Source organism: Aquisalimonas sp. (genome assembly GCF_007120195.1).
GTDB lineage: Bacteria > Pseudomonadota > Gammaproteobacteria > Nitrococcales > Aquisalimonadaceae > Aquisalimonas.
This window is the reverse complement of the sequence record NZ_SKOG01000052.1, coordinates 1-5588: the sequence shown is the minus strand read 5'-3', so window position 1 is coordinate 5588 and position 5588 is coordinate 1. Positions and strand designations below refer to the sequence as shown.

The window sequence follows — 5588 nt, the reverse complement described above, 5'->3', positions numbered from 1 at the left end:
CTCGACGAGCTGCCGCAGCTCATTAATGTGCTCAAGGGCGACATGAGCTTCGTCGGCCCGCGGCCCGATGTGCCGGCCTTCGCCGACACGCTTGCAGGGGAGGATCGCATCATCCTGAGCGTGCGCCCCGGCATCACCGGCCCAGCGACGCTCAAGTACCGCGACGAGGAAACCCTGCTGGCCGAGGCTGATGACCCGGAAGCCTACAACAGTGAGGTCATCTACCCGGACAAGGTGCGGATCAATCGCGAGTATGTGCACTGGTCGTTCTGGCGGGATCTCCTTGATATCTGGCGGACTGTTGTTGGGTGAGTGAGAGCGCGCGGTGGTGGCACTTCCTGGAGCCATTCGCCGCGGCTCAGGCTCTCGCCGGGTTGGGCGCGGGAGGTGTGCGTGTTGACCCGCCGCCCGCACTGCATAATCCGCGTGTACTGATTGCCTGTTCCGGGGGCTCCCACAGGGCGTAGCGCCCATGAGTTCCGGACAGTGCCAAGCCATTAGTCGCGCATCTGTGCGATACCGACGCCGAGGGGAACCCCCGCAACCGCTGCATGACCATCGATGGTGGGGAGTTCGTCCGCCGGTTTCTGCTCCATGTCCTCCCCAGGGGGCTCATGCGCGGGCGCGACGATGGCTTTCTCGCCAAACGCTGTCGACGAACGCGACTGGCCCAGATCCGCGCAGTGCTTGCCGTCAAGACCGCCGCTGATTACGCATGCCGCGCCACTGATGCAACCACTCGCGCTGAGTGCACCTGCCCCCGCTGCCGCTCTGGGCCGGTGCACTCCATCGAGCTGATTACGCCCAGCCACGCTGGTTCCACGCCTCGGGCAACCGGGAACACCCGCACCGACAATGCTGCCGGACTGAGGGCTGGAGCCCCTGCGTGCTGACGGCCTCTTCGGCAGGGGTCACGGCCTCGCTCGGTCCGGGGCTGGATTTTCGCCCCCTGGCGCGCTAGTTTGGGTATCAAAGGCAGCACATAGGACGGGGGCCATGGACACAACCGGCGCACTCGGCACCGCCGCCCACGCCACGCCCGAGTCCACCGGAGCATCGCAGCGCCGAGCGGCCGATACAAAACCCAGATGAAGCGTGCGCCAGCCTGATGGGCGGCTCAGTCCGACAGGAATTTATCCGCCATGCTGCGCACGGCGAAGAAATGCTTCACTGTTAGCCAGGGACGACAATGTAGAGGATTGGAACAATTTAACGGTCGGGGGTAGTCCTGAAAAAACGGCGATGGCCAGAGTGGTGGGAATGGGAACTGGAGTTCACTCCTCATTTACTCAAGCGTATGGAGGATCGTCAATTCAATGAAGTGGATTTGAGGGCAATGTTGCAGCGTGCTGGCACCTATCGTCAAGACATTGTCGAGAACCGTTGGGTGATACAGACGCGGCATAAAAAACACGATTGGGAAATTATCGTGGAGCCGGATGATGTTTATAAGTTAATTGTAGTCGTAACCGCCTACCCAGTTTGGGACGATTAATATGAAAGAGCCTTATCTAGAAGTAACTTTCCGTCGAGGCAAGCCTCTTGCCGCCTATCTTTATTTGCCTCGGGAAGCCGGTGAGAGAAGTTTTCGTACGTCAAAAGCCGAAGCCGGTATGGTCATCGACTTTGGCCAGGGAGGAAATCCGATTGGGATAGAGCTTACTGCACCTACAAAGGTAAGCATAGCAGATCTCAATCACGTACTCATTAAGCTGGGGTTGCCCCCGATGCAAGATAATGAATTGGCACCACTTCGGGCTGCATAGTTGAAGCATTGGCTAACCGGCCGCTCAACTGGAGCGTCGAAATTCGCGCCCCGTTAGCGGTAACGTTAACGGACAGCGGTCATTCGCGACGGCATGGAGCGATGGCCGGAAATGGCCGGTGGCGGCCACACGTAGCGCTGATCCCGCCTGCGGATCAACCGGTCAGTGGGTGTCATTCAGCGGAGCGAAGGTAGCCATCATCCGGTGGGCTGTGGGGAATAGCTTCTTGATGAAGCGAGCCAGTTTAGCTCCTCGCAGAGAGCGGACGTCTCGATAGAGGGCCTGGAGTTCCTGTGGAGCCATGTCAAGTGGGGTCGTTATGGCGACCGCCAGCGCCCACCTTCTCGCATGCTCCGCTTCTCCGTCCCTGTCGCCGACCATGTCGTCAGCCACCTCTGTTCTGATTTCTACAACCAATTGAGCGGGGTCCATCACCTCGTGGTTTTTGTTTGTCCGCAAAGCGGAACACGCTTGATCGATGAGCGTGCTGTGGATGAATGCGGCAATGCGCGAGCGAGAGCCACATTGCAAGTGTGTCGTCGGCGGCAAACCGGCCGCGGCGATGGCCCTGAGGGCAACATGGAGCGAGATCAGGTCCTGGGCCACGCCGACACCCCGGGGTTGGGCCGGATTGGGCGCGTCGCGGGGAGGCGTGAGCGAATCCTTCGCAAGGAGAGGCGTACTGGTTGTACGAGCGTGTCCACAGAAGGGAGGTCTCCGGCTCCTGCGGGGCTGCCTGCCTCGATGAAACGGCCAGGATCGGTTTTCAGGCTGAGTTGGCAACCGAAAAACCACTTTGGACATCATGACTGACCATCAGCAAGTGATCATCGTCGGCGCGCCCCGCTCCGGCGCCAACATGTTCCGAGAGGTGCTGACCCCCGGTGCGCGGTGTCGCTACCTGGCCGTGCGATGAGATCAACTACATCTGGCGCCACGGCAACGTCCGCTACCCCTCGGACGAATTGACGCCGGAGCGGGCACGCCCGGAGGTGGTACGTTCCATCCGGTGGCAGTTCGATTGGATGGGGCGACGGTATGGGGCGTATGCGGTGCTCGAGAAAACCTGTGCCAATTCATTGCGCGTGCCGTTTGTCGATGCGGCGGTGCCGGATGCCCGGTATCTCTTGATCCGCCGTGACGGGGTCGATGCCGTGGGTTCGGCGATGAAGCGCTGGAAGGCGGCGCTCGATAGTCCCTACCTCGCGCAAAAGGCCCGCTTCGTGCCCATGTCGGACCTGCCGTACGACGGCGGACGGTACCTGTGGAATCGCATCTACCGCCTGTTCTCCCGTGAAGAACGCCTGGCGTGCGCTCTGGCGGCCACAGTTGGATGGCATGGAGTTGCTGCTGGCGGAGCATTCCCTGGACGAGGGGTGTGCGCTCCAATGGCAGCGATGCGTGGATTCGGCCGCTGCGGCGTTTGCCGCGATGCCACGGGAGCGTTGGCTGGAGGTGGCCTACGAGGATTTTGTACGAGCGCCGGAGGCCGAGGTGGGGCGTGTGCTTGCGTTCCTTGGCATTGAGGCCTCGGCGTTGCAAAGGCGAGAGGCGGCCACGCCGCACGGCCCCTGGCCGTTACGTCTGTGCCGCGGGCAGATCCGAACGAACCGGATGCCAAGATGGTCGTGGGTTGGTGGAGTCGTGCGAAATTCCCCAAGGTAACGCCCTGGTCGCTTGTGGCCGGGGCGTTTTTTGTTGTGTCTTCGGGGGGGGGTTGCCATTGCGTGTGCCGATACACTTCGCCCGGGTTGTGCGCCTTCAGCGCGGGTGTGTTTGACGGCAGATTACGCTGCGCTAATCTGCCCTACGAGTCGCAGCCATGCTATGGCACCGGGGCCGATCAGAGGGCGTAGGGGGCATTAGCGCCAGCGTAATGCACCGTGAAACACACCCGCGCCGAAGGCGCACCACAGAGTACCCAAGCCTCACCCTTGCCACACCCCACCATCCCACCCCCCCGTCCCTCAATCCATCTGGGCCTTGATTCAGCCAGCCACCTCAAATACTGTATAAACGTATAACAACAACCCACCAAGAGGTTCGGCGCATGAGCCACGACCAGAACTTCAAGAACCTGATCCTCGACTACCCGCGGCAGGCGCTGGCGTTTTTCGCCGCCGAGGAGGCGGCCGCCATTGATGCCGGCGTCCGGATCACACCGCTGCGCCAGGAGCAGCTCCAGGAGCGCCTGGGCGAACGCTTTCGCGAGCTCGACGTGCCGTTGCTGGTGGAGTGGCCGGATGGGCGCCGGGAGGCGCTGTTGTTCGTCATCGAAGAGGAGAGCGCCGCGCGACGGTTCGACATCCACCGCCTGGCGCATTACTGCCTGGATCTCGCACAGCTGTGTGAGACCACGCGTGTGGTCCCGGTGGTCATCTTCCTGGACGCGGGCCATGCCGTAGAGAGGCTCACCCTCGGCGGGGACCGGCGAACCTTTCTGCACTTCAGCTACCTCTCCTGCTGGCTGCGGTCGATCCCCTACAAGGGCTACAGCGAGAGCGACAACCTAGTCGCGCGGCTGATGCTGCCGAACATGGCCTGCAGCACCTCGGAGGAGAGGGTGGAGGCGTACGCTGCGGCCCTGCGAGGGCTGATGGAACTCGAGCGGGACCCGGAGCGGCAGTTGAAGTACATCGACCTCGTCGACATCTACGCGGCGCTGTCTGATAATGAGGCAGCGCTATATGCGCAGCGGTATCCGCAGGAGAGTGAGCAGATGAGCGGGTTTGCACAGCGGTTTCGGGAAGAAGGTTTGAAGCAAGGCATGGAGCAGGGCCGGCAGGAAGGCATGGAGCAGGGCTTACAGCAGGGCGAGGCGGCCGTGTTGCTGCGTCTACTGGAGCGCAAGTTCGGCGCCGCCGCGGCTGAGGCCTACCGCGAGCGGGTGGAGCAGGCCGACACCGACACCCTGCTGGAGTGGTCCGAGCGCATTCTCACCGCGGAGGATCCGGAGGCGGTGTTTCACTAAGTCCACTCGCCGCAGGGAGAGTTGATGGTGCGGAATCAGTGAGAGCGGCGCCCTTGTCCCTTGGCCGGAGTGTTTTTTTTATGTCTTTGGCGGTTTGTTGCCGTCGCCTGTGCGGCCGAATCCCTCCCGGGTTGTGCCTTCGGCGGTTGGTTTGATGTCGGATTTCGCGTTCGGCTAATCCGCCAAAACGAGTTCCCAGGGCTATCGAAGGGAAGACCTGCGGATTTGCGCGGCTCAATCCGCCGTTAAACAGCCTGCGCCGGAGGCGCACGATTCACCAGCGTGTGGCAGCAAGAGCGAGTCCGCACGTCACACAAACCATTCTCTTCGCCGCCACGCCAGCCGCGGCTATGCACTCACCAGTTCCCGTGAAACCCTGATCCGCTCTTCGGCTCAGGAGTCGACCTCGGGCGGTTTGCATGGAGTGATCGGCGAAGTCATGACAGCGATGCCCCGGTCATCGTCATGCTCGGGCGGTTGCTGCGCCAGAAGGGCATTCCGGAGTTCGTGGAAGTGGCCCGGCGGATTCGCCAGCGTTGGCCACGCGCGCGGTTCCTGCTCGCAGGCGAGGAAGATCCTGTGCACCCGGATGCGGTCACGCTCGAGTGGGTTCGGCAACAGGACGGCGTCGAGTACCTGGGACGGCTCTCGGACGTTCGCCCCCTGTTGGCAGAGGCAGATCTGCTGTTGTTCCCTTCCTACCGCGAGGGCGTTCCGCGCGTAGTGATGGAGGCGGCCGCGGCCGGTCTGCCCACCGTCGCATTCAACGTGCCGGGTGTGCGGGAGGCTGTGCGAGATGGCGAGACGGGTTACCTGGTGGCGGATCGCGACATGGAGGCGCTGACCGGGTG

Annotated in this window: 7 protein-coding genes; 6 read left to right on the top strand and 1 reads right to left on the bottom strand. The window is 62.3% G+C overall.

Annotated elements, in window-relative coordinates:
* The 3 genes from QZT63_RS04295 to QZT63_RS04290 all read left to right on the top strand — a co-directional run.
* On the top strand, nucleotides 1-312 hold a 312-nt coding region (locus QZT63_RS04295), incomplete at its 5' end, for a sugar transferase (protein WP_290648894.1).
* 239 nt (nucleotides 313-551) lie between these two features.
* Nucleotides 552-893 (top strand): transposase, encoded by a 342-nt coding sequence (locus QZT63_RS19960; protein ID WP_366635883.1) that lies wholly within the window; start codon nucleotides 552-554, stop codon nucleotides 891-893.
* 603 nt (nucleotides 894-1496) lie between these two features.
* On the top strand, nucleotides 1497-1766 hold the full coding sequence (locus tag QZT63_RS04290; RefSeq protein ID WP_290648892.1) for a DUF2283 domain-containing protein: 270 nt from the start codon (nucleotides 1497-1499) through the stop codon (nucleotides 1764-1766).
* Between the two features lie 162 nt (nucleotides 1767-1928).
* Here the strand turns inward: QZT63_RS04290 and QZT63_RS04285 are convergent, their stop codons facing one another.
* Nucleotides 1929-2372, bottom strand: a complete 444-nt coding sequence (locus tag QZT63_RS04285) for a hypothetical protein (protein WP_290648891.1) — start codon at nucleotides 2370-2372, stop codon at nucleotides 1929-1931.
* Between the two features lie 732 nt (nucleotides 2373-3104).
* On the opposite strand from QZT63_RS04285, the gene QZT63_RS04280 reads away from it, so the two are divergent.
* From QZT63_RS04280 to QZT63_RS04270, 3 genes are all read left to right on the top strand, one after another.
* Nucleotides 3105-3431, top strand: coding sequence for a sulfotransferase (locus QZT63_RS04280; RefSeq protein WP_290648889.1), 327 nt, complete (start codon nucleotides 3105-3107; stop codon nucleotides 3429-3431).
* A gap of 385 nt (nucleotides 3432-3816) precedes the next feature.
* Nucleotides 3817-4737, top strand: a complete 921-nt coding sequence (locus tag QZT63_RS04275; protein WP_290648887.1) for a hypothetical protein — start codon at nucleotides 3817-3819, stop codon at nucleotides 4735-4737.
* Nucleotides 4738-5202: 465 nt separating this feature from the next.
* The coding region (locus QZT63_RS04270; RefSeq protein WP_290648885.1) for a glycosyltransferase at nucleotides 5203-5588 on the top strand (386 nt) is incomplete at its 3' end.